23 protein-coding genes, 1 rRNA gene and 2 pseudogenes are annotated in these 25,219 nt (G+C 71.6%); 13 read left to right on the plus strand and 13 right to left on the minus strand.

Going from position 1 to position 25,219, the window contains the following annotated elements:
• Positions 1-121, minus strand: a 16S ribosomal RNA gene (locus ACLBXO_RS24830); the annotation flags it as partial.
• A gap of 536 nt (positions 122-657) precedes the next feature.
• Here ACLBXO_RS24830 and ACLBXO_RS24835 point away from each other — a divergent pair.
• The 3 genes and pseudogenes from ACLBXO_RS24835 (at position 658) to ACLBXO_RS24845 (ending at position 4,348) form a co-directional block, all read left to right on the plus strand.
• Positions 658-849, plus strand: coding sequence for a hypothetical protein (locus tag ACLBXO_RS24835; RefSeq protein WP_447687038.1), 192 nt, complete (start codon positions 658-660; stop codon positions 847-849).
• A 207-nt stretch (positions 850-1,056) separates the two neighbouring features.
• Positions 1,057-1,620: pseudogene (locus tag ACLBXO_RS24840) on the plus strand (cation:proton antiporter domain-containing protein); the annotation flags it as partial.
• Positions 1,621-1,963: 343 nt separating this feature from the next.
• On the plus strand, positions 1,964-4,348 hold the full coding sequence (locus ACLBXO_RS24845) for a type IA DNA topoisomerase (protein ID WP_447687039.1): 2,385 nt from the start codon (positions 1,964-1,966) through the stop codon (positions 4,346-4,348).
• 74 nt (positions 4,349-4,422) lie between these two features.
• Here the strand turns inward: ACLBXO_RS24845 and ACLBXO_RS24850 are convergent, their stop codons facing one another.
• A complete protein-coding gene (locus ACLBXO_RS24850; RefSeq protein WP_447687040.1) occupies positions 4,423-4,785 on the minus strand; it encodes a DUF4186 domain-containing protein in 363 nt (120 codons plus the stop codon).
• 66 nt (positions 4,786-4,851) lie between these two features.
• Here ACLBXO_RS24850 and ACLBXO_RS24855 point away from each other — a divergent pair, with 66 nt between their 5' ends.
• Positions 4,852-5,622, plus strand: coding sequence for a DUF72 domain-containing protein (locus tag ACLBXO_RS24855; RefSeq protein WP_447687041.1), 771 nt, complete (start codon positions 4,852-4,854; stop codon positions 5,620-5,622).
• A 297-nt stretch (positions 5,623-5,919) separates the two neighbouring features.
• On the opposite strand, the gene ACLBXO_RS24860 is transcribed toward ACLBXO_RS24855, so the two are convergent.
• From ACLBXO_RS24860 to ACLBXO_RS24875, 4 genes and pseudogenes are all read right to left on the minus strand, one after another.
• Entirely contained in the window at positions 5,920-6,129 is a 210-nt protein-coding gene (locus ACLBXO_RS24860; protein ID WP_447687042.1) for a hypothetical protein, read from the minus strand.
• A 556-nt stretch (positions 6,130-6,685) separates the two neighbouring features.
• A complete protein-coding gene (locus tag ACLBXO_RS24865) occupies positions 6,686-7,576 on the minus strand; it encodes an SMP-30/gluconolactonase/LRE family protein (protein WP_447687043.1) in 891 nt (296 codons plus the stop codon).
• A gap of 54 nt (positions 7,577-7,630) precedes the next feature.
• Positions 7,631-7,891: a hypothetical protein gene (locus ACLBXO_RS24870; protein WP_447687044.1), complete on the minus strand. Its 261-nt coding sequence runs from the start codon at positions 7,889-7,891 to the stop codon at positions 7,631-7,633.
• A 463-nt stretch (positions 7,892-8,354) separates the two neighbouring features.
• Positions 8,355-8,528, minus strand: a pseudogene (locus tag ACLBXO_RS24875) (DNA-binding response regulator); the annotation flags it as partial.
• A gap of 842 nt (positions 8,529-9,370) precedes the next feature.
• Between ACLBXO_RS24875 and ACLBXO_RS24880 the strand changes: the two are divergent.
• Positions 9,371-10,282 carry an MBL fold metallo-hydrolase gene (locus tag ACLBXO_RS24880; RefSeq protein WP_447687045.1) on the plus strand — a complete coding sequence of 304 codons (912 nt, stop codon included), beginning with the start codon at positions 9,371-9,373 and terminating at the stop codon, positions 10,280-10,282.
• Positions 10,283-10,340: 58 nt separating this feature from the next.
• Here the strand turns inward: ACLBXO_RS24880 and ACLBXO_RS24885 are convergent, their stop codons facing one another.
• Entirely contained in the window at positions 10,341-11,471 is a 1,131-nt protein-coding gene (locus ACLBXO_RS24885; RefSeq protein WP_447687046.1) for an epoxide hydrolase family protein, read from the minus strand.
• Positions 11,472-11,583: 112 nt separating this feature from the next.
• A complete protein-coding gene (locus ACLBXO_RS24890) occupies positions 11,584-12,789 on the minus strand; it encodes an MFS transporter (RefSeq protein ID WP_447687047.1) in 1,206 nt (401 codons plus the stop codon).
• A gap of 102 nt (positions 12,790-12,891) precedes the next feature.
• Between ACLBXO_RS24890 and ACLBXO_RS24895 the strand changes: the two genes are divergently transcribed.
• Complete coding sequence (locus tag ACLBXO_RS24895; protein ID WP_447687048.1) at positions 12,892-13,443, plus strand: TetR/AcrR family transcriptional regulator C-terminal ligand-binding domain-containing protein; 552 nt, start codon at positions 12,892-12,894, stop codon at positions 13,441-13,443.
• A gap of 112 nt (positions 13,444-13,555) precedes the next feature.
• On the opposite strand, the gene ACLBXO_RS24900 is transcribed toward ACLBXO_RS24895, so the two are convergent.
• Positions 13,556-14,542: an alpha/beta hydrolase family protein gene (locus ACLBXO_RS24900; RefSeq protein ID WP_447687049.1), complete on the minus strand. Its 987-nt coding sequence runs from the start codon at positions 14,540-14,542 to the stop codon at positions 13,556-13,558.
• Positions 14,543-14,910: 368 nt separating this feature from the next.
• On the opposite strand from ACLBXO_RS24900, the gene ACLBXO_RS24905 reads away from it, so the two are divergent.
• Positions 14,911-15,522, plus strand: a complete 612-nt coding sequence (locus tag ACLBXO_RS24905; RefSeq protein ID WP_447687050.1) for a TetR/AcrR family transcriptional regulator — start codon at positions 14,911-14,913, stop codon at positions 15,520-15,522.
• A 45-nt stretch (positions 15,523-15,567) separates the two neighbouring features.
• On the opposite strand, the gene ACLBXO_RS24910 is transcribed toward ACLBXO_RS24905, so the two are convergent.
• The gene (locus tag ACLBXO_RS24910) at positions 15,568-16,014 is read right to left on the minus strand and encodes a PIN domain-containing protein (protein ID WP_447687051.1); all 447 of its coding nucleotides are present in this window, start codon (positions 16,012-16,014) and stop codon (positions 15,568-15,570) included.
• 4 nt (positions 16,015-16,018) lie between these two features.
• Positions 16,019-16,258, minus strand: coding sequence for a type II toxin-antitoxin system Phd/YefM family antitoxin (locus tag ACLBXO_RS24915; RefSeq protein WP_331316825.1), 240 nt, complete (start codon positions 16,256-16,258; stop codon positions 16,019-16,021).
• A gap of 244 nt (positions 16,259-16,502) precedes the next feature.
• Between ACLBXO_RS24915 and ACLBXO_RS24920 the strand changes: the two genes are divergently transcribed.
• Both ACLBXO_RS24920 and ACLBXO_RS24925 read left to right on the plus strand, forming a co-directional pair.
• Positions 16,503-17,111, plus strand: a complete 609-nt coding sequence (locus ACLBXO_RS24920) for a PAS domain-containing protein (protein WP_447687052.1) — start codon at positions 16,503-16,505, stop codon at positions 17,109-17,111.
• An 88-nt stretch (positions 17,112-17,199) separates the two neighbouring features.
• Entirely contained in the window at positions 17,200-18,525 is a 1,326-nt protein-coding gene (locus ACLBXO_RS24925) for a TAXI family TRAP transporter solute-binding subunit (RefSeq protein ID WP_447687053.1), read from the plus strand.
• A gap of 58 nt (positions 18,526-18,583) precedes the next feature.
• On the opposite strand, the gene ACLBXO_RS24930 is transcribed toward ACLBXO_RS24925, so the two are convergent.
• Positions 18,584-18,859 (minus strand): GNAT family N-acetyltransferase, encoded by a 276-nt coding sequence (locus tag ACLBXO_RS24930; protein ID WP_447687054.1) that lies wholly within the window; start codon positions 18,857-18,859, stop codon positions 18,584-18,586.
• A 213-nt stretch (positions 18,860-19,072) separates the two neighbouring features.
• Positions 19,073-20,137: a HoxN/HupN/NixA family nickel/cobalt transporter gene (locus tag ACLBXO_RS24935; RefSeq protein ID WP_447687055.1), complete on the minus strand. Its 1,065-nt coding sequence runs from the start codon at positions 20,135-20,137 to the stop codon at positions 19,073-19,075.
• Between the two features lie 283 nt (positions 20,138-20,420).
• On the opposite strand from ACLBXO_RS24935, the gene ACLBXO_RS24940 reads away from it, so the two are divergent.
• The 4 genes from ACLBXO_RS24940 (at position 20,421) to ACLBXO_RS24955 (ending at position 25,074) form a co-directional block, all read left to right on the plus strand.
• Positions 20,421-20,978: a GbsR/MarR family transcriptional regulator gene (locus tag ACLBXO_RS24940; protein WP_447687056.1), complete on the plus strand. Its 558-nt coding sequence runs from the start codon at positions 20,421-20,423 to the stop codon at positions 20,976-20,978.
• A 56-nt stretch (positions 20,979-21,034) separates the two neighbouring features.
• The gene (locus ACLBXO_RS24945; RefSeq protein WP_447687090.1) at positions 21,035-21,754 is read left to right on the plus strand and encodes a DUF4166 domain-containing protein; all 720 of its coding nucleotides are present in this window, start codon (positions 21,035-21,037) and stop codon (positions 21,752-21,754) included.
• Positions 21,751-23,412 carry a DUF4166 domain-containing protein gene (locus ACLBXO_RS24950; RefSeq protein ID WP_447687057.1) on the plus strand — a complete coding sequence of 554 codons (1,662 nt, stop codon included), beginning with the start codon at positions 21,751-21,753 and terminating at the stop codon, positions 23,410-23,412. The genes ACLBXO_RS24945 and ACLBXO_RS24950 overlap by 4 nt, the downstream gene beginning before the upstream one ends.
• Positions 23,413-23,862: 450 nt before the next feature.
• Positions 23,863-25,074 carry an acyl-CoA dehydrogenase family protein gene (locus ACLBXO_RS24955; RefSeq protein ID WP_447687058.1) on the plus strand — a complete coding sequence of 404 codons (1,212 nt, stop codon included), beginning with the start codon at positions 23,863-23,865 and terminating at the stop codon, positions 25,072-25,074.
• Positions 25,075-25,219 lie beyond the last annotated feature (145 nt).

Raw genomic sequence — 25,219 nt, forward strand, 5'->3', positions numbered from 1 at the left:
GAAGGCACGTTCCCACGCGTTACTCACCCGTCCGCCGCTGACCCCGAAGGGCCCGCTCGACTTGCATGTGTTAAGCCTGCCGCCAGCGTTCGCTCTGAGCCAGGATCAAACTCTCACGTTGAAGAGATTGATCTAAGCTGATCACAACATCTTGACAGAGGCTCACAATCATCCGGGCATCGCTGCCCGAATAGTGTGAGCTTCAGAAGCGTTAGACAGCTCGTTTCTCTCGTTGATCCAGCTTTCGCCGGACCCGCAAAGACAAGCGCCGTCCACGCTTCTCTTTCTCGTATTCACTTGTCAAAGAACGGCGCCTGTCTACACAGAAGCTAATTGAAAATCAACAAGAAACTACTCCAGCGCTTGCCGGCCGTTGCTTGCTGTCTTCAGTAGAAGTCCGTCCGAGCGGACCGCCCTGGCCGGGCACCGCGTCGGGAGGCGCCGTATAGGACCCCTGAAAACGGCTGTCAATCGCCCCTCTTCCCGGGGCAGGCGACGCCTCAGATCCGGCTGGCTGCAATCTCGCACCGCTGGAACGCGGCGACCCGGAGCCCCATCGCGCCGCAACCGCGCCGGCATCCGGTTCCCAGTCGAGCATCCTGCCCGCCACCCAGGATAAACGGCGGCCCTCGCTGGATTGCGCACCCGAGAGGCAGGGTGAAGACCTACACCTGCGCCGGAGACGCGAGCACATCCGATGTTCCGCTTGGCCAGCTGGAGTTCGTCGAGCCGCTGGAGCCACGATCGACGATCTTCGTCGCGGTGACGGCCGGTCCAGTGAGCACCTCGCTGACCGGAACGACGGGAGACGTTCCGGACCACATCCGCCCGAAGGCTGGGGCGCCTTGACCCTGGACCAGACCGCTACGGTAGCGCAGTGCCGCCGCCGATCGGCGCCACGCTGTGCGCGACTTCGGGAATGGGACGTTGCGATCGTTTCCGGTTCCGCGCGACCGAACTTCGCCCGGTATGGGATGATCAGCGCTCGTAAGTGCTCTGCACGGGCTGCAGGGCTCCGGCGCACTCGCGAGAGGACTCCGTCATGCCGGTCGAAGCATCCGGAGCCGGGACCGAACTCGTCCAAGCCGTCTCGTCCAAGCCGTGGCGGTGCTGGCCGCAGGTTCGTCGTCGTCCCGCTGTTCAAGCGGCTCGGGCTCGGCGCGGACCTCGGCTGTCTCCTTCCGATGCTCGCGATCGGCCCGTTCGGGCTCGGTCCGTTCACGGACGGCCACGCCATCCTCCACGTCGCCGACCTCGGCGTCATCGTGTTCCTCTTGATCATCGGGCTGGAGATGGAGCCGTCCCGGCTCTGAAGCATGCGGCGCGCGATCTTCGGTCTCGGCCGCGCCCAGGTGGGCGCCTGCATCGCCGCCCTCACCCTGGTCGGACTCGCCCGCGGCCTCCCGGTCACCCTGGCCTTCGTGACCGGCTTCGTGCTGACCTCGACCGCGCCCGTCATGCAGCTCCTCGAGGAGCGCTGCGCGCTCGTCGCCGAAGGGTCGGCGCATCGTGGTGATCCTGGCGCTGGGGGATCTCGCCATCGTGCCGCTCCTCGCCGCCGGCGCGCTTCTCACGCCGGGCGAGAGCGCCGCGGGCGCCACGGACCGCGCGGTCTCGATCTGCAGGTCATCGGCGGACTCTCCGCGGGTCGGGACCTGATCCACGGGAACAAGGCCGACCCGCCGCACGGGCCGGCGAGGCCAGAGACCGGGTCTCGGCGCTGCAAGCCCGCCGGTCTCGATACGTCCTGAGGGAGGAACACCGTAGCGCGAGGCGCGCGTTCGAGGCTTCGGGGTCGTCGCGCGGCCCCCGACGGCGGGGGCGCAGGTCGCAGGCGGGGATCCGGCGACGCGGCCGCCGAGGCGGTGGCCCGGAGCGCCATGACGGCGGTTGCAAGCGGGGCCGGACTGGAACAAACTATGAACCGCCGCGCAACGCGGCGCGAGCCCGCGCAGTCAGCGACATGTCATCTCCGAGTTCCGGTCGCACGCTGTTCTTCTTCGAGAAGCCCTCGGCGATGCGCCAGTTGCAGCGCTTCTTCCGCTCGCCGAGCACAGTGTGCGTGGCCGCGGAGGGGCACCTGCTGTCGGCCGAGGAGCCGGGCAGCATCCGGCCCGAGTGGAAGCCCTGGCGATTCGACACCCTCCCGATCGTCCTCGCCACGATCCCGGTCAACTACGGGACGAGCCGGTCCGGCCAGTCGCACGAACCGAAGATCGCCGCGATCCGGCAGGCGCTGACCGGCGTCGAGCGCGTGATCATCGCCACCGATCCCGGTCGCGAGGGCTCGATGATCGCCTGGGAAGTGCTCGAGCATCTCGGCTGGCGCGGCCGAGTCGACCGGCTCAAGCTCGGCGCACTCGACGAGGTCTCGATCCGACGCGCCTTCGCGACCCTCGCCAAGGATCCCGACTCGGGCGAACGCGATTACGCCGCCTATCTCGAGGCGCTCTGCCGGCAGTACGAGGACTACCATCTCGGGCTGAACGGCACGCGGGCGATCTCGCTGCGCCTGCGCCCGCCCGCCTTCCGGGAGCCGTGGCGCTTCGGCGGCGTCCAGACGCCCACCCTCGCGATCCTGGCAGATCTCGAAGAGCGGATCCGATCCTTCGTGCCACAGGACTTCTTCAAGGTCGCGATGCACCTGACGACCCTCGCGGGTGCGGAGATCACCCTGTGGCATGCCCCGAAGGAGCGGATCTTCGACGCGGCGGTGGCCGAGACGATCCGGACCGCCGCGGCGACGTGGTCCGGTCCTCTGGCGGTCGCGCACAAGGATGTCCGGCGCGCACCGCCCCGGCTGTTCTCTAAGGACACCCTGGCGCGGCGCTGCGCCAAGCGGTTCGGCTGGGATCCGCAGCACACGGCCGGCGTCGCCCAAGATCTCTACGATCAGGGTTACCTCAGCTACCCGCGCACGGAATCGGAGTACCTGCCGGAGGGCCAGGCCGGCGATGCCGCCGCGATCATCGCGGCCGTCATGACCGTCCTGAGCGACCTGAGCGCGGTCGTTCCGCACGGCGCCGCGCCGCTGATCCGTCGCGGCCTGAAGGGCCACTACGTGGCGGATCCGGGCGAGCACCACGCCATCGTGCCCCTTCGCAAGGTGCCCGAGCGCGGCCGTCTCGGCGCCGATCAGGTCCGGCTGTGGGACCTCGTGGCGAAGGCTTATCTCGCCGCGCATCTGCCCGACGGTGTCGACGCGCGCACGACCGTCACGGCGGACGTCGCGACGCTGCGCGGCCCGAAGCGGTTCACCGTCTCCGGCAGCGTCGTGCGCGCGCCGGGCTGGCGCGCGCTCTATGGCAGCGAGGCCGAGCTCGAAGCGGATGCCGTGCCCGGCAAGATCAAGCGCGAGGCGGATGCCACCGCCACCCGCCTGCCGCTCGTGACCGACGGCGAGGGCGCCTCCGCCGCGACGGCGGAGATCGCCATCGCGATGACCGAGCCGCCGCGGCGGATCACCCGGGGCGAGTTGCCGGTCGTGATGGGCCGGCTGATCGATCAAGTGGACGATCCGGCCGCCAAGCGTGCCCTGGAGAACCCCGCCAACCCGAACGAGCCGAAGGGTCTCGGTACGGCCGCGACCCGCGACACGATCCTGCCCAAGCTCCTGAAGAGCCGCTACATCACGCTGTCCACCGGCAAGGATCCGGCGATCGAGGTCACCGAGGTCGGCCTCACGTTCATGCGCGCGGTGCGCAGCGTGTTTCCGGCCTACGGGGATCCGGTCGGGCGCGCCATGTTCGAGGCGGAGCTGGCCGAGATCGGCCGGGCGGCCACGCGCGCCGAGGCCGTCGCGCGCGCGAACGCTTTCCGGCAGCGCACCCGCGCGCGCCTCGACGACCTGATCGACGCGATCGCGCAGGCGCCGACGATCAGCCTCGATCCGAGCCTGATCCCGGCCGGTCAGGGCGATCAGCGGCCGCCGACGCCGGCCATGACGGCGTTCGCGGTGAGCCTCTCCGAGCGGAAGGGCGTGACGCTGCCGCGCGGCTGCAAGAGCAGCATCAGCGTCTGCCGCGCGTTCCTCGACGCCCATGCCGGACCGCGCGCCGCACAGGAGGGCGACGCCGCCCAACCCGCCGGACCGCGGATCCCGAGCGCGGCGATGGTCGGCTACGCGCGCAGCCTCGCCCAGCAGCGCGGCATCCCGTGCCCTCCGGACGCGGAGGCCGACTTCGACGCGTGCCGCCGCTTCCTCGACGCGCACGCCGCGCCACCGCGGCAGGCGATGGGCGAGGGGAGTGCCGGGGCGGCTCAGTCCAAACGGCCCGCGGAGCGGGAGAAGCGGCGGGGCCGCTCGGCCCGGACGCCGCGACCGGCAACGGCCCGCCGTCGGGCCTGAACCGTGCCTGCGTGGGTGACCGGGATCACGGCGCGCGCTCGCGAAGCCCCGGCCGTTCGGGCCTCGGAAGCGCCCTAGGCGGCCTCGGCGTCCTGCGCGCGCAGCCAGCGCGCGATTGCCGTGACGACGTGGACCTGCTCGGCGGCGGTCAAGTCCCGACCCGCCGGGATCGCGTGCCACTTGGCCAAGCAGCCGCGGCAGCAGGTTGCCGTCGCGTGCTGCGCCGTGAAGACGGGATGGCCGCGAAACGGCGTCTGCTTGCCGTCGTTCCTGGGATCGGCGGGCGCGAGGCGCCTCCGCACGAAGTCCCGCGCGTGGTCGAGGACCGCCGGGAGCCCTTTTTCCCGCAGGTAAACCCGATCGGCGGTCGCCAGCCGGAACCGCCGCCGGAACGCGGATTGCGGGAGACGGTCGAACACCTCGTCGAGCGCTCGCATGCGCGCAAGTCCCGGGCTACCGATCGCCGGTCGGGCCGGCAGGGCTTCGGCCGCGAGCGGTAGTCCATGCATCCAACAGACGCCATCGCCGTCGGTACCGCGGGCTGGAACCTGCCCAAAGCCTACGCGCCGCGTTTCCCGGAGGCGGGCAGCCATCTGGAGCGGTACGGACAGCGCTTCACCGCGGTCGAGATCAACACCTCCTTCTATCGGCCTCATCGGGTGGCGACCTACGCGAGATGGGCCGCGGCGGTGCCGGACGGGTTCCGCTTCGCCGTCAAGGTGCCGCGATCGGTGACGCACGAGCGGCGCCTCATCGGAGTCGACGATCCCCTCGGGCGCTTCCTCGGTGAGGTCGCGGGCCTCGGGACGAAGCTCGGGCCGCTGCTGCTCCAGCTCCCACCGAGTCTGCCCTTCGACAGCCCGTCCGCGGCGTGCTTCCTGACGGAATTCCGGCGGCGCTTCCCGGGCGACATCGTCTGCGAGCCGCGCCACGCCACGTGGTTCACAGACGATGTCGATCGCCTGCTCGTCGGCCTCGCGATCGCCCGTGTCGCGGCCGACCCCGCGCCGGTCCGGAACGCCGCCATTCCCGGCGGCTGGCCGGACCTCGTCTACTACCGGCTCCACGGCTCGCCGCGGATGTACTACTCGGCCTATGAACCGCGCGTCCTGTCCCGGCTGGCCGAACGCCTCGGACAGGAAAAGGCGCTCGGGCGTCGCGCGTGGTGCGTCTTCGACAACACCGCGGCGTTCGCGGCGACCGGAGATGCCCTCGACATGCTGGCGCGCGTCGAAACCCGGCAGGGATCCGATTCAGGGGCGAACAGACCTTGATCTCACGGTGATGGACGGGGCTCCCGCACGCCGGCACCAGCTTGCGTGTCGGGACGGGCAGCGCCGATAACAGGAGGTGTGGTTCCCCAGTCCCAGGTCAGAGCCTCGGCGAGCTGAGCCGTGGAGATCCGAGCGCTCAAGGTGAAACCGTACGGAGCGCGGTTGCCGAGATGCCGGCTCAAGCCGATCGATCGAAATAAGCGGCCAATAGTCTATGACCGACCGTCACTTCTGGACCGAACGGTCATCAGCGCCGAGCAGCGACGCGGATTCTCGACGATCGAGCCTGACACAGGTCTACTTCGATCCCGACAATCCGAAGGCCAGCGCCGAGACTGCGACGAGGAGCGGCCCCCAGAAATGGACCAGGCCGCCACCGCTCCAGACCGTGAACGTCTCCCGGCATCCCGTCGTGTTCATGGCACATCCCAGAGGGACGAAATACGTGAACCACACGAACGTCGCGACGGCGAGAAGTATTCCGAAGATCAGCGCGGCGCCCCGCATCGACAGCATCCTTGTGCGCGCGCCTCTCGGTCCGCGCTCGGCACCGACCCAGGGCCACGATAGGCTCTCATCCTGTCAGGACTGAGGGCCTCTGTCGCTCCGTCGTCGCGGTGCCGACACGATGCCCGGGAGAACCTCGATGTCGACCGCGCGAGATCCGCCCCATCGCGGATGCCGAGGCATGGACCTGCCCTGCAACCGATCGAGGCCGGGCGAACGGCCCGCGGTGGACCTTGCCCGTCCGCTCCCCGGCGAGAGGCCGCCGGACGTGGTCGCCCGAGGACGGCTCGGCCCGGAGCGTCCGCTTGGACCGGTCGGATCCGCGCTACCGGGGACCGCCACCGCGCCGCCGCGCGATCTCGTGGCCCGCGCTGTCGAGGGCGCCCGACGGCGCGAGACCCTCGTCGGGCACAGACGGCACCCCTCGCAGTTGCCAGGGAGGGCGCAGGTCTCGATCGGCTGGCGGGGGCGCTCGCCGGCGTCGGTCATGGAATCTCCTGCGGGCTTGACCTCGATGCCCAAGCCGGGGACGCCCCGGGGTCGGTCTCCGGCCGGGTCAGGCGCAGAGCCGGAAGGCCGGCTCCAGCAGCCCCCGCGCGCCCACGTCGATCAGGATCGTCCGGCCGTGCTCCGGATCCTCGGCGCGGTCCGCCGCGTCCATGCCCTCGTAGGCGGACGTGACCAGCAGACGGTCGAGGTCGCGGCCCGCGAAGGTCGGACAGGTCGGCTGCCGCATCGGCACCGAGACGGTGCGGACCCGCTCGCCCGCGGGGCTGTAGGCGTCGAGGCAGCCGGCGCCGAAGCGCGCCGTCCAGATCAGCCCCTCGGCATCCACGGCGGCGCCGTCGATCGCGCCCTCGCCGCCGCGGTGGTCGAAATGGATCGCGACCGGTCCCCGCGGCAGCCCCGTCCTCGGATCGAGCGGGACGCGGTGGAGCACGCCGACGTCGGTATCGACGAAGTAGCCGGTGGCGCCGTCCGGCGAGAAGCTGATGCCGTTGGGGATCGTCAGGCCGCCGAAGAGGCGGTGCACCTTCGTGCCGGCCACGTGATAGATCGAGCCGCGCCCCTTGGTGGCGTCGCGGTCCATCGTGCCGATCCACAGCGCCCCGCTCGGATGGACGCGGCCGTCGTTGGAGCGGTTGTCGTGCAGGTCCTCCTCGAGGGGGCAGAGCATCCGGATGTCCCCGTCCCGGATCGACCGGACGTACAGGCCGTCTTCCGCCGAGAGCAGCTGGTGGGCGCCGTCGATCGCCGCGATGTCGCTGACCTGGACGGGCAGGACGTGGACCAGCGCCGTCTGGGCGCTGGCGATCGGCTTCTCGAACAGGCGGGCTTCCAGGATGTCGACCCACCACGCCGTCCCGGTGCGCGGGTCGTAGCTCGGTCCTTCACCGAGGTGGCAGCGCACTTGGCTGAGGATGCGGATGTCGTGTGGAGGACGCAACTGATCGTTCCCGTACGTGCCAGTCGATGATCGCGGCGGACCTGTGGTGAGGCGTCAGCACCTGTCGCAGACGCTGCCGAGGACCGCGTCGAGGTCCTTCTGCCGCCGGGTCCGCTCGCGCGGATCGTGCAGCGGCGCGGCCCCCGCGCCAGGCGGCACCGTCTGCCCCACCGACGAGCGGTACGGCGCGTTGATCGTGGTCTCAGGGCCGCCGCCCGTCCCCGTGAACGAGGCTGCCAGCGCCGCATGGTTGCTGAGGAGCGGCGCGACCAGGCCGATGATCGCTCCCCGCGTGATTGCTGTTCCGACAGTCATGGCGAGCCTCCCGCTTCGATCTCGGATCCGATCTCCCCGCGCGGTGATGCGCGCCTCTCATCGGGGCGAGAACCGACGACCGACACGAGATCCACGATCGATCACGCGGCCATGGGCGAACGGTCGCGCCCCGTGAGCCTCGCCGATCAAGATCAGAGGCGCCGCTTTCATGTAATCGTCGATTTATCCGCAGTCTCGGCAAAATCTTCGACAGGGGAATGCACACATCATTTCGCGCTGCGATGGCAAAGTAGAGTGTGACTTGCAATCGCGGAGTGCCCTCACGCACGCATCGACGCGGATTAATTCGGCGTGCAGGATGCTGATGGATGTCGGGAAAGATCAGCCCTCAGTCGGAGAGCTGCACGCGCGCGATCACGCGTCCCGCGACGCTGACCTCGGCGCCCCGGGCGGGGCAGCGCGTCGATCGTCCGTCCCGCCAGGAAGGCACGCATGGTTCCCGTCACGCCCGGCCCGCCGGCTCCTCGGGCAGGGTCACGAGCCCGGCGCCCACGGCGATCCAGACGAGGTGTGCATCCGTGCGGGCACCGAGCTTGGCGCGAATCCCGGACAGGTTGTTGTGCACGGTCTTCAGGCTCACGCAGAGGGCTTCGGCCGCGGCCTGCGCGGCCGAGCCGGTCGGCGAGGTCATCGCAGGCGCGGGCGATCCGGTCGAACTCGGAGGCGGCGAAACGCGGCAGCGGCGACCGGGTGCGGGCCGCGTCGAGCTCGGCCAGCCCGAGCACGATCTGCCCGGCGGGCGCGACGATGCGCGTGACGGCGAGCCAGTTCAGAAGCAGCGTCGCCGCCGTCAGAGCGAGCGCGAGCCCGCCCGCGAAGCGCACCCGCTGCCAGACGCGGGCCGCCGCGGCGACCGGGTCCGGCCAAGCGGTGACGCTGCCGATCGTGCGCTCGCGAAAGACGATCGCACGGATCGTCGGCGCGGCCGCGGCGTCTCCCGTGACCGCGTCGCGGAACCACGCGGGGGCGGCGTCGAGACCATTCCAGTCGCCGCAGACGCGCCGGGGCAACTCCACGCCGAGCTGGATGTCGGCGCAGATACCCGGGAGGAGGGTGAGGAGGGCCGGTGCGGGTTGCGGCGGCGCGGCGGACATCGCGACCGGACCGGCGCTGCCGAGTCCCGGCTGACGCGCGAGCTGCGCGGCGATCCGATCCGCCGAGGTCGCGGCTTCCCGCTGCAGGCTCGCCTGGGCCGCGAAGCCGGTCCAGGCGACCGCTCCGGCCAGGCACAGGAGGGCGACCACGAGGAGGCGTAGGCCGAGATGCGCGGGCAGGCTCATGGGGACGAAACGGCCGGGCTCGAAGCGACGCGGCGATTTGGCACCGGGAACGTCCCGGCGCGCAAGCCGCGCCGAGGCAGCGCGGGAAGAATGCCCGGTCGCGCGCGGGAGGACGTCCCTGTCCCGCGCCCCACACGCCCCGCAGGATGGCGGCGTCCCCTCTCCTGCGGAGCCCGCCATGCTCTCTCACCTGTCCCGCCGCAGCCTGCTCGCCGCCGGCGCCCTGCTGCCGCTCGGCCTGCACCGCCCCGGCGCGGCCGCGACCGGAACCGAGCCCTACCGGGTCGGCGCCTTCACCGTGACGCCCCTGCGCGACGGGCTGTTCCCTCTCGAGCCGCGCATGATGCCCGCGGCCCAGAGCCCGGTGGGACGGCAACTTCTGAAGAAGGCGGGTCTTCCCGAGGACGGTCCGTCGCCGGAGCCGGTCAACGCCTTCCTGATCCGGCGCGGCGCGCGCCACTGGCTGCTCGACGCGGGCTGCGGCACCGTGTTCGGACCGGACTTCAACCGGGTGACCGCCGCGCTGGCGGCGGAGGGCGTGCGGCCCGACCAGGTCGAGACCATCTGGCTGAGCCATCTCCACGCCGACCACGCGGGCGGTCTCCTGACGCCGGGCCGCCTGGCGCGGTTCGCGAACGCGGAGCTCGTGGTCCAGGAGCGCGAGGTCGCCTACTGGTCGGATGCGGGCGCGCGGGCCGCCGCGCCCGACGCCCTGCGGCCGATGTTCGAGACGGCGCAGGCCGTGCTCACCGCCTACCCCGATCGGATCCGCCGCCTCTCGGGCGCGGCCGAACTCGCCCCCGGCATCCACGCGCTACCGCTCCCCGGCCATACGCCGGGTCACATGGGGGTGCTGATCGCGGACGGCGCGGACCGGTTGCTGATCTGGGGCGACGTCGTCCACGCGCGGCTCCTGCAGATGCCGCACCCGGACTGGACCGTCATCTGGGACACGGATCCGGCGGAGGCGATCGCGACCCGCCGGCGCATCTTCGACCGCGCGGCGGCGGAGGGGCTGAGCGTGACCGGGATGCACCTCGCCGCCCGCGGGCGGATCGAGCGGGACGGGGCGGGCTACGCGCTGGTCTAGAGGATCCGTTTCGCGGCGCCGCGCGGGGCGTGCGGTCGCCGGCCGGGCCGGCGCTCCGTCAGCCGCGGCCCCAGTCCCGCAGGTCCCGGACGAACAGGTCCGGCGCCTCCATGGCGGCGAAATGGCCGCCGCGGGGCATCGTCTGCCAGCGCGAGACCGCGTAGCCGCGCTCCAGCCACGCGCGCGGCGGCGCGGGCGTGCGCGGATCCGGGTAGGCCGCGAAGGCCGTCGGCACGGTGACGCGCCGCCCCGGCGGCATGCGGCGCACGCCCTCCTGCTGCGCGCCGGCGTAGAACCACGTCGCCGTCGCGAAGGAATCGGTCAGGATGTAGAGCAGGGCGTTCGTGAGGAGCTGATCGTTCGTAAAGACCCGCGCGAAGGGCCGCTCCCGCAGGTCGGCCCAGTCGTGGAAGCGCTCGACCAGCCACGCCAGCTGCGCCACCGGCTCGTCCGCCATGGCGTAGCCCAGCGAGAGCGGCCTGGTGCCCTGCAGTTGCGCGTAGGCCCCGAGCGCCTGCTGGCTGGCCGCGGCCGCCTTCTGCCATGCCCGCTCCGCCGCACTCTCCGGCTCGGCATCGGGCTGCACCAGCAGATAGTTCAGGTGGATCGCCTCCAGCGACGCGGCGTGGTCGAGGCCGAGCCAGGCCGCGACCCCGGCGCCCCAGTCGCCGCCCTGCACCCGGTAGCGCGGGTAGCCCAGAGTCTCGCGCATCAGCCGGTCGAACAGCCGCGCCGTGCTGCGCGCGCCGATCGGCGCGGCGGGCTTGCCCGAGAAGCCGAAGCCGGGGAGCGCCGGGATCACGAGGTCGAACGCGTCCTCCGGCCGTCCGCCGTGGCGCGACGGGAAGGCCAGGGGCTCGATCACCGACCAGAACTCGTAGACCGAGCCCGGCCAGCCGTGGATCAGCAGCAGCGGGCGCCGGCCCTCCGCCTCGCCGACGACGTGGACGGCGTGCAGGTCGAGATCCTCGACGCGGGCCAGGATCTGCGGAAAGCGGTTGAGCTCGGCCGCGGCGGCGGCCTCGTCGAAGCCGTCGAGCCAGTGGGCGCACAGGGCGGCCAGGACGTCCGGATCGCAGCCGTAGCGCCAGCCGGCCCCCGCGGGCAGGCGCGGCATACGGTAGGCCCGCACCCGCTCCCGCACCCAGGCCAGCCGGGCCGCGTCCCAGGCGACGGTGAAGTCTCGCATGCATGCCTCCGTCCGGGTCCCCGCCGCGGCCAGTGCCCGAGCGGGCCTTCCCGTGCGCGCGACGCTGATCTCCTTCAACGCGGCCGACCCGTTTCGGCCGCAGCACCGTGCATCAGCCGGGCAGGACGCGTCGCGACGTCAACGCCCGCCTTGCCACGAACCCGGCCGCGCTCATGGCGAGGATCGCGGCCGCGTAGAGGTCGGCGGTCGTCACGTAGCCGATCCGGCGCACGAGATACCCGGCACAGATGACCGGCAGGCTGAACGCCAGGTAGCTCTCGACGTAGTAGCTCGCGAGGAGCTCCGCCCGCTCGCTGGGCTTCGCCAGCGGGACGATCGTCCCGAGGGCACCGAGGAAGCTCGTCCCGAACCCGGCCCCGCCGACAAGGGTCCCGCCGATCAGGACGGCCACGCTCCCGCCGTGCATGCCGGCGAGCACGATGACGAGGCCGGACGTCATGGCGAGCGTCCCGATCGTCAGGTTGGCCGCCGCGTCCTTCCCGCGCCGCTGGACGACCGCGAAGGCGCCCGCGACCATCAGGGCCGCGACCATCACGCCGCTCGTCAACGGCGTCCGGCTGCCCGTCGCGGCGACGACCAGCGAGGGGACGATGGAGAGGTAGAAGCCCCCGAGCATCCAGGTGGCGATGTTGGTCGGCGTGATCGCCGCCAGCGGCCGTCTGGCCTGCGGCGGCACCACGACGCGCGGCCGCAGGGCCCGCAGGGCTCCCGTGCGGCGCTCCCCGGTCTCGGGCGTCAGCCAGAGGAGGGCGGCCTGCGCGGCGAACACCGCGCCCAGGATCGCGTAGACGAGGCGGAGCGGATGCGGGCCGTACTGGACCAGCGCGCTGGTCCCGAGCGCGCCCACCGCCATCCCGATCAGCGGCATGATCGCGTTCACGAGCTGGGCCCGCGCCCGGTCGACGTCGACGAGCGCGGCGCCCAGCGAACTCGCCGCGATGCCGGTCGCCACGCCCTGAACGAAGCGCGCCGCGATGAGCCCCCACGCCCCGTGGGCCGTCGTGAACAGCGCCATCGCCACCAGCTCGAGGAGCAGCGCGCCGAAGATCACCGGCCGTCGGCCCAGATGGTCCGAGATCGACCCGGCGACGAGAAGCGCCTTGAGGAGAGCCAGCGCGTAGACCGCGAACACCGCCGTCGTGAGCACGGGGGAGAGCGCGTAGGTCTCCTGATAGAACCGGTACAGCGGCGTCGGTGCCGCGGAAGCGGCGAGGAAGGTGCCGAGCACCGCCGCGTGGAAGAACAGCGTGCCGCTGCCCGCGACAGCCACAACTTTCAGCTTGCGGTCCCTGGTCATTGGCGAACCTAAAGGCTAATCCGTTGCGTTTGATGCGTAGTCCCTCTGTGCCACAAACGCAACGTATTTGCGTTAGTGGCGCGACGAACGGCAGAGTGCAGGATGACGACGAGGCAAGGGCCGCGTCCGGGCGGTCGCAGCGCGCGGGTGCAGACCTCGGTTCAGGCGGCCGTGCGCGAGCTCCTCGCCCGGACGGAGCGTTTGGAGATCACGGTGCCTCAAGTGGCCGCCGCGGCCGGCGTGACGCCGTCGACGATCTACCGGCGGTGGGGCACGCTCGCCGAGCTCTTCGCCGACGTCGCGGTCGAGCGGTTGCGTCCCGACGGTGAGCCGGCCGATACCGGGAGCGGCCGGACCGATCTCGAGGCGTGGGCGGAGCAGTACGCCGACGAGATGTCGTCCGCCCCGGGGCGGGCGATGATCCGGGACGTTCTGGCGGCTGCGGACGCGAACTGTGCCCAGCGATGCTGCAGCTTCACCCGCGATCAGATCGCGATCATCGCGGAGCGCGCCCGGGCCCGCGGCGAGGCTTTCCCGGAGCCCGAGGCGGTGCTGGACGGGGTGGTCTCGCCGATCCTCTACCGGATCCTGTTCGGGACCGCGCCCGACCGGGAGCGGATCCTCGAGCTGGTCGACCGCACCCTGACGACCTGACCCGAGGTGCCGACAGCGCGCGTGGACCGCGCAGTCGCGCACGGGCTCCGGTCCCGAACGGGTGCGAAGACCGGCGTGTCAGAGGGGCTGCACGGCGGCCGCGCGCCGTCTCCTATCCGCGGGACCATACGGTAGGCTGCGCCCCCGGCGCGCTCGCGTAGCCCGCGGGCGCGACGGCGAGGATCGGACTCCAGGTCGAGGACCACGCGCGCAGCGGCTCCGGATCGCCGCGGAATGCCAGGTCGAGGAAGGCCAGCGTCCCGGTGGCGGTCGCCTCCTTCACCTGCGGGTTCAGGTGCAGGCCGCCGGTGAGGGGACGGTCGGTGAAGATGCTGTGAGAGCCGCCCCGGAAGACCGCCAAGGCCTTCCGGGGCGTCGCGATCGCCTCGTACACGGCGAGGCGATCGCTGAACGGCGAGGTGCGACCGGGGAGCTGGATGACATCCTCGGTCGCCGTGAGGTGCAGGGTCGGGATCTCGACCGCGCCCAGGACGGCCCGCAGGTCGCGCTCGCCGTAGAAGGGCGGCGCCGAGATCACGATGCCGGCCGAGATCCGCGGGTCGCGCGCCTGAAGGGGGCGCCCCTCGCGGACGACGCGCGCCCCCGCCGCGATCAGCGTCGTGTTGGCGCCGTAGGAATGGCCAGCCGCAACGATCCGGCGCGGGTCGATCCGGTCTCCGAAGGCGCCCCCGTCCTGAACGAGGATGCGGTCCAGGGCGAAGCGCAGGTCGCGCGCCCGCGCGATCGCCTCCCGTTCCTGCGCCGCCCGCTCGATCCGGTCGAGCAGGGCGAGGGGGTTGCCGGTCCAGACGGAGGTGTCGCTGCCGACATGCTGCAGATGCAGGCTCGCGACACCCTGCGACGACCAGTGCCGACCGAGATAGCTGTAGCCGGTCCGGGACTGGCCGAGACCGTGCGAGAACACGACGAGCGGGACGCGCCGCCGGAGCGACGTCGTGTTCGGCCAGTACAGGCGGACCGGCACCGGTCGCTGGCGCGCGCCGTCGACCCAGTCGAAGTCGATGACCCGGACATCCTCGACGACAAGCTGGGCAGCGGCCGGGCGCGTCGCGCCCGCGGCCAGGGTTCCCAGCAGCATGGCGCCGACCTGCCGACGGTTGGGCGTCGGCCGTGCCGCTGTCGGACCGGAACACTCGAGCATGGGCCTGGGGCTTTCGCGAGAGGAGGGGAGACAGGAGGGTCCGCGAAGCCGCGCGTCGCCGGTCGCAGCCCGATCACCGCGCGCGCTCGCCACGCGGCGCTCGCCGTCAGAGTTCCGACCGAGTTCCGACCGCCGACGGTCCTGCCGACGGCGACCGCCGCTGCCGACACCGGCAAGTGGGCGGGCGCCCGACCGGATACCCGCACCACGTCCCGAGACCGTGTGTAAAAATCGCACTCGGTGTAAAAATATAATTGCACCGCGTGCAACTTTGCAAGTGCGGAATCGCATGTCACAACGCCGGCATGAGGAGCCCGCGACCGAAGCCCGGCAGCCTGCGCGCGCGAAAACGGCAGGAGACTCTGGAACGGATCGCCGAGACCGGCCTGCGGTTGTTCAGCCGGCACGGCTACGAGGCCACGACCCTGGATGCGATCGCCGAGGCGGCCGGCATCTCGCGTCGAACCTTCTTCTACTACTTCAAGTCAAAGGAGGAGATCCTGCTGGACTGGCAGATGCGCGGCTTCGGCACGGCGCTGCGCAAGGCCATCCTGGCCCAGCCGGACGGCGCGGTCCCGGCCGCGGTCGTCCGGGACGCTCTGCTGACCTTGTCGACGGGCTTCCGAACCCAGGAATTCATCAGCATCGACCGCGTGATGCGGTCCAGCGAGACCCTGAAGGCCCGCAAGCAGGCGGCCTACGGCCTGCACGAGCAGGCTCTGCATGCCGCGCTGATCGAGCGCTGGCCGGATCCGGCCCGCAGCGCCTCGTTGCGCCTCGTCGCCATGGCGTCGCTCGGCGCGATGCGCTTGGCGATCGAGGCCTGGATCCAGGCGGGCGGGGACCGACCCGTGGATACCTTCCTGCGGGCGGCCTTCGCCGGCCTCGCGGCCGAGTTCGGCGCACCGTCCCGGTAGCCCACGATCGATCGCCACGTGCCTGCGGCGGCGCGCGGACGGCGGTCACAGCCCTTCGGTCGGCAGCGCGACGAAGGGATCGCACGCGGGAACGCCCAGCGGCGCGAAGTGCCGCACATTCCGGGTCAGGACCGTCCAGCCATTGCAGCGCGCCGTGGCGGCGATCGCGAGATCCGCGAAGCCGGGCGCGTGTCCTTGCCCGCGCGCCAGATCGGACAACCCGCCGATGTGCCGCGCGACGGCCAGGTCGATCGGGAGAACCTTGGCGGCGTACAGGTGCAGCAAGGTCTCCAGCCACTCCGCCAACCGCTCGGCCTTGCGCGCGGCGCCCTCCCTGCGGCTCTTCGCGATGCCGTCCTCGATCTCGGCGATCGTGACGACGGAGAGGTGGAGACCGGCGCTGTTCCGGTCCATCCAGTCGATCAGTTCGACGGCGGGAACGGCCTTGGTCGGCGCGCCGGCCGAGAGGACGTTGGTGTCGACGAGGTACACGGCGTCACAGCTCGGCGCCTCTGAGCCCGCCGGACGGGGAGGGGAGATCGTCCGCCGCGACGGGTGCAGCCATGAGCAGGCGGCCGAACGACGGGACGCGCGACAGCCGCTGCCAGTCCTCGAAGCTGAGCAGCACCGCCTCCGGCCGGCCGTGGCGCGTGATGATCGAGGGCGCGCCCTGCTTGGCTTGGTCGATCACGGCCGACAGCGTCGCCTTGGCATCCCGAAGCTGGATCTCCTGCATGGTACCCTCCGTGACCACTGTAGTCATAATGGGGGTCATGCCCGGGATCGGCAAGGGACGCGCGGGGACTTGGCGCGGAGCGCTCCGCCCCGGATCCCGGCTGCCGCCCGCAGGTACTTCCGAGGGCGCGACGAGCCGACAGTGTCCGGCACGCCACAGTTGATTTGTATACAGGCCACGCCTCTTGCGGTTGCAGAGGTTTCGGATCAACGTATGTTATTATTCACGGAAGACAGGTGCTCGGGTGGCAGCTTCTAAGCCCCTTGACGGGCAAACAACCTCCGAAACCTTCCAGTCCGCACGCGATGCGCTCGAAGTCGTCGGCCGCTGGGAATGGGACGCGGGCGTCGATCGGGTGCGGGTCGACGCCTTCGTCGCCCTGGTGTGCAACGTCGATCCGGCCGAGGCCGAGGAGGGCGTCCCGCTCGGCCGCTACATGAGCAGCATCCACGCGGACGATCGGGAGCGGATCGACGACCTGATCCGGCGCAGCGCTCGCGAGGGGACACCCTACCTCGCCGAGTATCGGGTGACGTCGGCGGACGGTCGGACGCGCTGGGTCCTGGTGCGCGGGCGCTTCACCGGCGATCATATCGGACGGCCGCTGGGCGGCAGCGGCATCCTCTTGGACATCACTCGGATGCGGATGTTCGAGGACATGGCCGACGAGGCCGTGCCGCGTGCGGGGACGTCGGCCCTCGAGCTGGCAGCCGATCACGCCATCGCGGCGATGTACGCGATCACCGAGTTGCGGGACGCGGAGCTCAAGGTGCAGGCCGACGCGCTGCTGATGACGCTGGGCCGCAGGCTCGCACTCCAGGAGGTCCAGGACCGGCACCGCCACATGAACTGAGCGCGGAGCGCCGTCGGCCAAATCTTCGCCGGGCGGATCATTGTCTGATCTGTCCAACGGACGGAAGACTGGGCCGAGCGATCGCGCTATGCTGGTGCATCGGCAGATCAGCGCGGCACGGATGATCCGGCGTTCCAGAACGACTGTCATCGTCCTCGGTGTCATCGCCGGGGCCGCCATCCTCGCCCTGCTCGTCCATCTCCTCCTCGGCCTGCTCTCGCTCGACATCGCGGTCGCCAAGACCAGCACCGAGGACCGGGAAGCCGCCCAGGCCCTGACGCAGCTCTTCGAGACTCAGCATCCGCGGGTGCGGATCCGGACCATCTTCGAGCCGGATCGCGTCGGGGCATCGGCGGCCCTGGACAAGGGCGAGACCCAGCTCGCCCTCGTGCGCAGCGACGCCGCGCCGAAGGACGGGCAGACCCTGGTCATCCTGCGCCGCGACGCGGTGGTCTTCGTCGCGCCCGGTGGCAGCGCCGTCGACGGCGTGGCCAAGCTGCGGGGCAGCACGGTCGGGCTCCTCGACGGGCGGAAGCTCGATCCGCGCCTGCTCGACCTCATCCTGACCCATTTCGGCATCCCGCCGGGCAGCGTGCACCGCCGGATCCTGACGATCGATCAGCTGACGGAGGCCGCGCGCAGCCGCCAGATCGGTTCGGTGTTCGTGGTGGCCCCGGTCGGCAGCGCGCTGTGGCTGCCGCTGTTCACGGCGCTGCGCAAAGGCTCCGGGACGGTGAAGCTGTTCGAGGTCGACGAGGCGGCGGCGATCGCCAAGGAGCGCCCCGTGCTCGACACGATCGACGTGCCCAAGGGCGCCTTCCTCGGCTCCCTGCCGGCACCGGGCGACGACATCACCACCTTGTCCGTCAGCCACCGGCTCGTGGCCCGCGGCGGCATGCCGGACTGGCTCGCGGGCGAGATCACCCGCGAGGTGCTCACCGGCAAGCCGCGGCTCGTCGCGCTCGACGACGACCTGGCCGGCATCGAGGCCCCCGACACCGACGACAAGGTCCAGGCGCTCCCGATCCATCCGGGCGCCACGGCGTACCTCACCGGAAACCAGCCGAGCCTGAGCGATCAGGCACAGAACGCCGCCTACTGGGTCGGGCTCATGATCAGCGCGCTGGCCTCGCTCGGCGCGGCGGGCATCGGCCTCTATCGGCGCTTCCGGCCGCAGCAGCCGCCCACCCGGGTCATGCGCCTCCTGGAGATCTGGCTGGCCGTCCCGAGTGCCGATCCGGTCGCGCTCGATCAGCTGGAACGGGAGGCCGACGCGCTCGCGGCGGAGACGATCCGGATGGAGGCCCATCGGCGGACGGAGAGCGTGGAGATCCGCCTCGTCGCCCTGCTCGTCACGCACATCCGCGAGGCCGTCCAGCGCCGGCGGCGGCGCGTGGCGCAACAAATGTCCTAGCGCCAGACGGCCTCGGCACCGCCCCCCGGCGGCGGCCGATCCCGGTCCGGCCGCGAACTCACGCGAGCAGGTCGCGATGCGTCCGATGCCCGCGCAGCCACGCCCGCGCGTAGCCGCACAGGGACACGATCCGATCGCCCTCGGCGCGCGCGTGCGCCGCGACGCCTTCCATGAGCCGGCCGGCCGCCCCAGTGCCGCGCAGGACCGGCGGCGCGTAGACGTGGCTGATGACGAGCTGGCCGGGTTCCCGCCGGTAGGTCGCGAACGCGACGTCACCGCCGACCTGCAGCTCGAAGCGGCCTCGCTCGACGTTGTCGCGCAGCGTATCCATCATCGTCGTCCTCGGGCCCTGGCTCGCATCGGGAGCGCCGCGTCGGCCGGCTGTTTCGCGGGATCCGCGGACGCCTCCGTCCGCGTTCAGGAGATCCCGCCTCCCGGGCTCATATAGGATGGCACGTCCCGTCGCGGACGCGGATCAGGAGCGCCGCGGCGGCATCGCCGCCGATCCACGGGACGCGGCCGTCCGTCGGAGTGCGGGAGCGCGCGCTCAGGGAGCGTCGGCCGGCGTGACCTCGATCCGGTCGAACCGGCCGAGGCGGTAGATGAGGAACGACAGGAGCCAAGCCGCCGCGAACAGACCGACGATGCCGAAGCCGAGCACCCCGAAATTGTCGTTGACCGCGGCGATCCACTGCCAGAGCCAGCCCTGGAGATTGAGCTTGTCCGCCAGGAGGTTCAGCGCCTCCAGCGTGCCGACCACCAGCGCGACCGCCACCGAGACCAGGGTGATGGTGAGATTGTAGAACAGCTTCCGCACGGGCTGGACATAGGCCCAGCTGTAGGCGCCGAGCATCAGCACGCCGTCGGTCGCGTCGACCAGCGTCATCCCGGCGGTGAACAGCGCCGGGAAAACCAGGATCGTCCAGAGGTCCGTGCCCTGGCTCGCCTGGGCGGCCGAGAGGCCGAACAGGCTCACCTCCGTGGCGGTGTCGAAGCCGAGGGCGAAGAGCAGGCCCAGCGGGTACATGTGCCAGGAGCGCGTCACGAGGCGGAACAGGGGCCGCAGGATCCGGGCGAGGACGCCCTGGTTGGCGAGCAGCATGTCGAAATCGGCCTCGGCGTAGCGGCCGGTGCGCCGCACCTGTCGGAACGCGCGCCAGACGCCCGCGAGGACGACGAGGTTGACCAGGCCGATAAGGATCAGGAAGGCGGCCGAGACGCCAGTGCCGATCAGGCCGCCCAGTTCCCGGTAGCCTTCCGAGGCCGTGATCAGGCTGGTCGCCGCCAGCGCCACCGCGGCCGCGGCCACCACCACGACGCTGGAATGGCCGAGCGCGAACCAGAAACCGACCGAGACCGGCCGCTGGCCCGCCTGCATCAGCTTGCGGGTGACGTTGTCGATGGCGGCGATGTGGTCGGGATCGACCGCGTGGCGCAGCCCGAAGACGTAGGCCAGCAGCGCCGTCGAGAGGAGGGCCGGCTGCCCCCCGAACAGGCTGTAGGCCCAGGACCAGGCCGCGACGTTCGCCACGATCAGGACGAGGTAGAGCAGACCGATGCGGCGGCGCACCACGCGGGGCGCCGTGCCATCGAACGGGACGCGCGCTTCCATCGAACCCTTACCCACCCGACCACCGTCCTCTCGGCCCCGTCGCCCGGCCCCGCGGCAGGGCCGATGCCGCGCGTCACGCCGCCCGACATAGCGCAGAACCGGCCGAGCTGCGGAGTCCCGCAGACGTGCCCACGCGCGGCGAGACCGCCGGCCGGGACGGCTCACGGCGGCCGCGACAGGAGCAACTCCGGGCCCGGCCGTGGCTGCGGCCCGATCCGGAGCACCAGCTTCCCCCGGACCCGCCGGCTTGACAGCAGCTTCAATTGGGTCTGTTATTTCTGTCATGACAGAAATAACAGACCCAACGCGCTCCCTGCCCGCGGCGGTCGAGCGCTTCGTGCTGCACTGGGGCGACCTGGGCGGCCAGTGGGGCGTCAACCGATCCGTCGCGCAGATCCACGCGCTCCTCTACCTCTCCGATCGCCCCCTCACCGCCGAGGACATCGCCGGCCTGCTCGGCATCGCGCGCTCGAACGTCTCGAACTCCCTGCGCGAGCTGCTCGGCTGGAACCTGATCCGCCGCGTGCCGGTGATGGGCGAGCGGCGCGACCACTTCGTCGCCGAGACCGACCTCTGGGAGATGGTCACGCGCATCGCCGCGGGCCGCAAGGAGCGGGAGATCGATCCCGCCATCGCGGCCCTGCGCACCTGCGTCGCCGAGGCGGATGCGGACCCGGCGCTCGGGGCCGTCGCCAAGCGGCGCCTGCACGCGATGCTCGACTTCACCGAGTCGATGGAGCGCTGGTACGGCCAGATGCTCAACGTGCCCCGCGGGACGCTGGCCAAGCTGATCCGGCTGGGCGCCCGGATCGTGAAGTTCCTGCCGGCCAAGACCGAGTGACGGTCCGAGGACCGCGCTCAGAGTGCCCGAACGATCGAGGAGCCCAGGTGACCGCGATGGGACACGTCCGCCGAGCCGATGCGGGGCCGTCCCGCGAGACCCGCACCGCGGGGTCGTTCGACGAGTCCGGCGACCTCCTCGACCTGCGTTTCCGGGCGCTGATCCCGGAGCGCGAATGGACGAGCCTGTCGCCGGCAGTGCGCCGACGCTTCGGCAAGCGCCTCGCGCAGGGGGCGAGCGCGGTCTATGTCGGCCACGTCGTCGCGATGCGCGTCAGCCCCCTCGGCTGGCTCGTCGCGCAGGCGACGCGCCTCGTCGGTGCCCCGCTCCCCCTGGAACGCGGGACCGGTCGTGCCGGCGTCGTCACCGTCACCGAGGATCCGGACGGGGGCGGCCAGGTCTGGACGCGGCTGTACGCGCGCGCCTCCGGTTTCCCGCAGGTGATCCACTCGGCCAAGCGCTTCGCCGGCCCCACCGGCCTGGAGGAGCACGTCGGCGCCGGCGTCGGCATGACCTTGACCGTCGCGGTCGTGGACGGGGCGCTGGTGTTTCGCAGCCACCGCTACTTCGTCGACTGCCTCGGGCACCGCCTGCACCTGCCGGGCTGGCTCACCCCCGGGGCGCTCACCGTCACGCACGCCGATGCCGCCGCGGGCGCGGCCGTGGGCGCCTTCCGCTTCATCCTCGACATCGTCCACCCCTGGTTCGGCAGGCTGATCCGCCAGGAAGCGATCTTCCAGGACGCTGAGCCGGCAGCGCGGGAGAGTGGGGCATGAGCGCGATCCTGATTTTCGGCGGGTATGGCGGCTTCGGTGCGCGCCTGTCGCGCCGGCTCGCGGCCGCCGGTCACGCGGTGATCGTCGCCGGCCGGCACCTCGCGCGTGCCGAGGCGTTCTGCGCGGCCCATCCGCCGTGCCGCCCCCTCCAGGCCGACCGCAACGGGGCCGTCGCGCCCCTACTGGACCGCATCCGTCCCGACCTCGTGATCGATGCGGCCGGCCCCTTCCAGGGCAGCGGCTACGACCTGCCCCGGGCCTGCATCGCCGCGGCGATCTCTTACCTCGATCTCGCGGATGGCCGCGCGTTCGTGGCCGGCATCGGCGCGCTCGACGCACCCGCGCGCGCGGCCGGCGTCGCGATCCTGGCCGGCGCGTCGAGCGTCCCGGCCCTGTCGGGCGCCGTCGCCCGGCATCTGGCGCACAGGATGGGCGCGGTCAGCGCCGTCGAGATCGCGATCAGCGCCTCGAACCGCGCGACCGCCGGGACATCCGTCGCCGCCGCCATCCTGAGCTACGTGGGCAAGCCGATCCGGCTCTGGCGCGGCCAGCGCTGGTCGGTGGGCGTCGGCTGGCAGGAGGTGCGGCGCGAGCGCTTCGCCCTGTCCGACGGTACGTCCCTCGGCCGCCGCTGGCTGGCGCTGGCAGACGTCCCGGACCTCGAACTCCTGCCCGGTCGGCTCCCGGGCCGGCCGGCGGTCAGCTTCAGGGCCGGGACCGACCGCGCGCTGCAGGTGATCGGACTCTGGTGTGCGAGCTGGCCGGTGCGCTGGCGCTGGATCCCCTCCTTGCAGACACTCGCGGGCTGGCTCCTCCTGGCGCAGCGGCTGACCGCGCGCTGGGGCTCGGACCGGTCCGGCATGTTCGTCCGGATGTTCGGCTCGGCCGGCGGGCGCCGCGTCGAGCGGTGCTGGACGCTCCTCGCGGCCGACGGTCACGGCCCGGAGATCCCCGTGCTGCCGGCTGCGATCCTGGCCGAGCGGATCCTGGCCGGCTCGATCGCCCCCGGCGCGCGCGACGCCGGGACCCTGCTCGATCTGACGGACTTCGAGCCGAGCTTCGCGGGCCTGTCGATCCGTCACGACGTGCGGGAGTCGGTCCAGGCCGACGCGCTCTACGCGAGCGTCATGGGTCCGCGCTTCGCCGCACTCGCCCCGCGCGTCGCGGCCCTGCACGGCGTCCTGCGCGAGGCAGGGGCGCACGGTCGCGCCGTCGTCACCCGCGGCCGTCACCCGATCGCGCGAGGCCTCGCCGCGCTGCTCGGATTTCCGGCCGCGGGCGAACATGCCCTCCACGTCGGCTTCAGCGAGAGGCATGGGGTGGAACGCTGGACGCGGACCTTCTCCGGTCGCCGGTTCACGAGCGCGTTCACCGAAGCGCGCGGCTGCGTGGTCGAACGGTTCGGTCCGTTCCGCTTCCGGTTCGACCTCGCGAGCGACGGTGATGGGCTGCGCATGGTGCTGCGCGGCTGGTCGGTTGCCCGACTGCCGCTTCCGCTGGCCATCGCACCCCGCGCCTCCGCCCGCGAGTGGGAAGAGGCCGAGCTGTTCCGCTTCGACGTATCGATCGGCCTGCCACGCGTCGGGCTGATGGTGCACTACAAGGGCTGGTTAAGGACCGACGGCCGCGCGGGCGAGCGATCCGGCTCCGCGACGTGAGCCGACACGCGCGCTTCGTCCCGAACGTTGGCCGGCCGCCAGTGGTGGGCGCGGGAGGCGCCCTCGACCGCATCCGCACGCAGTCGCGGCAACAGCTGGGTCGTCGTCACCCGACCCGGGCGCGGACGATTCACCGGGGACTGGAGCCGTTCGGGCGGCATCCGGATCACGCCGGTTCGGACGCGGACCACCGTGGCAGGTCGGACCTGACCGCGATCCCGCGCGATCCCGAGATCGCGCGCCGGTCTCATCCAAGCACCATCGCGGCGGATCGGCACGGCGCGCCGATCAAGGGCCGCCGCGACGACGCGGTCGAGCGCGTCCGATCCGATCCCCGACCCATCTGCCAGAACTGCAGATTACGATCGTAACCAAAAGCTCTTCAGAACGACACGAAACCGGTCGATCAACGGAGTTATTCTGCGTCTCGGACAGATATGAGGTCTGAGAATGGACGTCGCAGCACCCTCGATTGCCCCTGCCGCGCGGATCGGAGATCCGGACGCGGCGCTGCTCGCGACAATCGGGACGCTCCGGCATCTCATCGCGGAGCACGGGTCGGCCTTGGCTGTCGGGCCGGACCTGCCGGAGCCGGTCGCGGAGGCGCTCATCGACGCCGGTCTCACGCAACTCTGGCTCCCGCGCGGCCTGGGCGGCCCTGAGACCCACCCCTTGCGCGTTCTGGCCGCCATCGAGGCGCTGGCGGAACTCGATGGTTCGGTGGCCTGGTGCGCGGCGATCTCGTCCGGGGGCGCGTCCCGCTTCGCCGACCTCATCGATCGGGACGTGATGCGCGGGCTCATCCCCGCCGGCAAGAAGTTCGCGGGCAGCGGCAGCGGCCAGCCGACGGGAACGGCGGTTCGCGATGGAACCGGCTGGCGGATCAACGGACGCTGGTCCTGGGCAAGCTTCTGCCGCTTCAGCTCGGTCTCGGCACTGATGTGTCTCAAGGTCGAAGGGGAGCAGCCGAAACGCGACGCGCACGGTCGACCGTCTGTGCGGGGCGTCTTCATCGCCTCGAAGGACGTCGCGGTCGTCGGCAACTGGAACGGCGGTGGGCTGCGGTCCAGCGGGAGTCACGACGTCGTCTGCACTGACCTCTGGGTGCCGGACGCGCAGACGGTCGACGGCGCGCGGATCATGATGCCGCGCGATAGGGAGCCGCTCTACATGCTGCCGATGGCGTCGGCGGCCGCCATCGCCGCCGCCGGTGTTCCGCTGGGACTCGCTCGGGCCTCGATCGACGCGTTGATCGATCTCGCACAGACGAAGACGCCGCATGGCGGCACGGGACCCTTGCGACTTCGCGAGGACGTGCAGGTCGCGATCGCGCGCGCCGAGACGGGTCTCGGCGCCGCCCGCGCCTTCGCCCGCGATACGGTCTCCGGCTTCTGGTCGGAAGCGGAGACCGGCCGCCCGGTCACCCCCGCGTGGCAGGCCAAGGTTCGGCGGGCCTGCTGGTACGCGGGCCATGTCGGGAAACAGGTGGTCACGAGCATGTACGAAGCGGCGGGCAGTTCCGCCGTCCTCGAAGCGTTGCCGTTCGCGCGCCTGCTGCGCGATGTGTACGCGACCTGCCAGCACATGCAGTATCAGGACCGCATGCTCGTGCCGCCTGGCCGCATCCACCTGGGCCTCGAAGCCGACGCCCCCTTCATCTAGGGCCCGTCTTCGCCAGAGCCGATCGGTGGCAGCGGCGAGGAGACCGTCGGCGCCGGGAGGCGCGAAGCGGTCCTGCAGGGCGTCGGCGATCCGTCCGGGTGCTCCGACGAGCAACCCGGAGCCGCCGCCTCTCGGCGCGCGGACG

The sequence above is a fragment of the Methylobacterium sp. C33D genome (genome assembly GCF_053345825.1).